The 3,009-nt window shown below is 37.8% G+C and carries 2 protein-coding genes; both read right to left on the reverse strand.

Annotated features, from left to right (window positions below; genetic code table 11):
* Positions 1–1,895, reverse strand: a 1,895-nt coding sequence (locus ACFINX_RS09235) for a right-handed parallel beta-helix repeat-containing protein (protein ID WP_375668719.1), incomplete at its 3' end; no start/stop codon positions are given.
* An 808-nt stretch (positions 1,896–2,703) separates the two neighbouring features.
* A partial coding sequence (locus ACFINX_RS09240) for an autotransporter outer membrane beta-barrel domain-containing protein (RefSeq protein ID WP_375668720.1) occupies positions 2,704–3,009 on the reverse strand: 306 nt, incomplete at its 5' end.

Genomic DNA, 3,009 nt, shown 5'->3' on the forward strand with positions numbered 1-3,009 from the left:
TTTGCAAGCAATGCCATGTTTGCAGCGGTTACAGTTCCTCCCGTCATTGTGATTGCACCACTATTTTCTGCATTAAGCCCGATGAAAGCATTATTAATTGTTGTTTTTCCATACAATTCGATCAAGCTATCAGGATCGGTGGTCGCTGCGCCATAGTTACCATTTATTGTTGTTAGAGCAACATCTGTAATCTTAATATGCCCACCGCTTTTTGCAAGCAATGCCATGTTTGCAGCGGTTACAGTTCCTCCCGTCATTGTGATTGCACCACTATTTTCTGCATTAAGTCCGATGAAAGCATTATTAATTGTTGTTTTGCCATGCAATTCAATTAAGCTTTCAGGATCGGTGGAAGCTGCACCGTATCCGTTTCCGTCCATCGTTGTTAGAGCAACATCTGTGATCTTAATATATCCACCGTTCATGGTAAACAATGCTGCGCTTTTTGCAGTTACAGCTCCTCCCGTCATTATGATGACACCACTGTTTTCCGCATCAAGTCCATTTATAGCATTAGTAATCGTTGTCTCTCCATCCAATTCAATAAAGCTGTAAGGATCGGTGGAAGCTGCCCCGTATCCGTTTCCGTCCATCGTTGTTAGAGCAACATCTGTGACCTTAATATATCCACCTTTTTGTGCAAATAATGCTCTATTTCCCGCAGTCACTGTTCCTCCCATCATTATGATTGTAGAGAATAAACCGTCTGCATAGAGTCCATCACCATCAGATGATGTAACTTGAACGCTGCCTTCTTTACTATTGGCTAAAGTAATGAAGCTGCCGTTCATTACGTATAGCCCTGTGTGTTCTCCATCAAATGCTCCTCCTAATATCGTTACTTGTGAACCATCTTCTGCCGATATGCTGGTGTCTGCTTGCGTAATGGTTACATTTTCTAAAGTGAGATGACTTCCGGCAAAGGCCGTTATTCCTGTGTATAAAAACTCTTCTTTTTCATTTTCTAATTCACTTTCCCATCCAGGGTCTAATTCATTGTCCGATGTTTTCACACTTTCTAGCTTGTCTTGATCACTTATGCTGGTATTTGCATAAGTAATGGTTACATTTTCTAATTTGTTTTTATCGCTTTTACTCTCATTGAAGAACGCACCAGTTTCAAAAGCCGTAATGGTTCCTCCAGTCATTGTGATTGTGCTACCGTTTGTTGCATAAAGCCCAATTACAGCGTCATTAATTACCGTATTTCCGTGTAGTTCAATTGTGCTGTCAACATCATTAGCTATTGCACCGATTCCGGTGCCATCTTTTTTTAAAGTAACATCTGTGACGTCAATATGTCCGCCATTTTCTGCAAGTAATGCTGTATTTTCTCCAGTGACTGATCCTCCTATCATTGTGATTGTGGATTGTGCACCATTTGCATAGAGTCCGTCACCATGAGATGATGTAACTTGAACACTGCCTTTTTTATTATCGGCTAATTCACTATAGGTTAAAGTAATAGCGCTGCCTTCTGTAGCAGATATTCCTTTGAGTTCTCCATCAAATTCTCCTCCTAAAATCGTTACTTCAGAATGATCATTTGCAAATATACTGGTGTTTGCTTGCGTAACTGTTACGTTTTCTAAAGTAACTTTGCTTTTGTTGTCGGCATTTATTCCCTTGTCCATGAAGTGGCCATCTTTACCGCTTGATATTGTTACACCTTCCAGCTTATTTTTATCATTCATACTGTTTTCGAAGAAAGCGCCAATTTCAGAAACCGTAATAATGCCTCCAGTCATTTTGATTGTAGCACCATCTTTTGCATTAAGACCAAGACGAATGTCAAAATCAGTTCCTTTAATGGCTGTGTCTTGCAGTAATGTAATCGCACTGCCAAGACCGTCAGCTGTTACAGCATAAATATCCGTGTCTTTATTCCCAACCACAGTTAAATGTGTGCCGGTAATTTCCCCGTTGTCTTTTGCATGAATAATCTCATACGTTGTGTTAGATACTTCTTTTTTCTCGCCGGAAACTTCAAGAGTTTCAGCATATACATTGATATGGGTGTTGAATAGCATGACAGCTATGACAGCTGTGCAGCATAAAAGGGATTTTTTACACATCAAGATTTTCCTAACTTATAAGAGCCACACACTCTTCCCCCGCTTATAAGAAGGATATCAAATGGATGGATATTTTAGAGATGGAACGTGAATAGGATATTTTTATTTTTGTGTAAAGTATAAATTAACTTATACATTTAGCATATAATGTATTATATTTAAATTCATTTAGTATTAAATGAATACATTATGTTAATATTATGTAAGTATTATAAGTTTTTCTATTCAAGATATGTGTTATGTTTGCATAAAACTTGTTGCTTATGCTTAAAGAAAAGAAATAGGCAAGAAAATTTCAAAAAACTGTATACTTGAGCCTGATAGGGATCTCTTCCAACATCATGAAACCAAAGATGATACCATAGCTTTCATGTTTTTCTTTAACACGGTTACGATAAAATAGCGCTCATTGATTTTTCAATCGACTTTTAGTTTTTTTCAAGGGATATTTTTACTAGTTAAAAGCGCGATATTTTATTGTCTTGAGTTTTTTAACTAATTTTCTTAAAGAAAAATGTTGGCGGTGTGTATTGGTAGAAAAGAATAGGGGAGAGATAAAAAGGCAGCATATCGTGCTGCCTTTTTATTAAATTGAATAGAATGAATAGGCTATTTTTACAGCCTTGATTTAAAACTGATAGCGTATGCCGCCTGAAAAACTAGCTCCAGAGATACCAGTTTTCTGAAGCTTTTGTTGATAACTTACATCACCATGAAGGGAGAAATTGTGAGACAGTTGCGCATTGATGCCAACGCCGCCTTCAATTGCAGGTCCCATAGGATCAAGGTCAAAATCTCTGCCAATCTGGATGGTACCATTATCACCAAAGGTTTTGATCAAGTTTACTTTTCCATAAAAAGACATCGGACGGTTGTTTTCAGTGGAAATGGTTTTTGTCAAACGTCCACCAATGCGTACTAACCATTGAGAAGG

It is taken from the genome of Bartonella sp. AP36NXGY, assembly GCF_042195865.1.
GTDB lineage: Bacteria > Pseudomonadota > Alphaproteobacteria > Rhizobiales > Rhizobiaceae > Bartonella.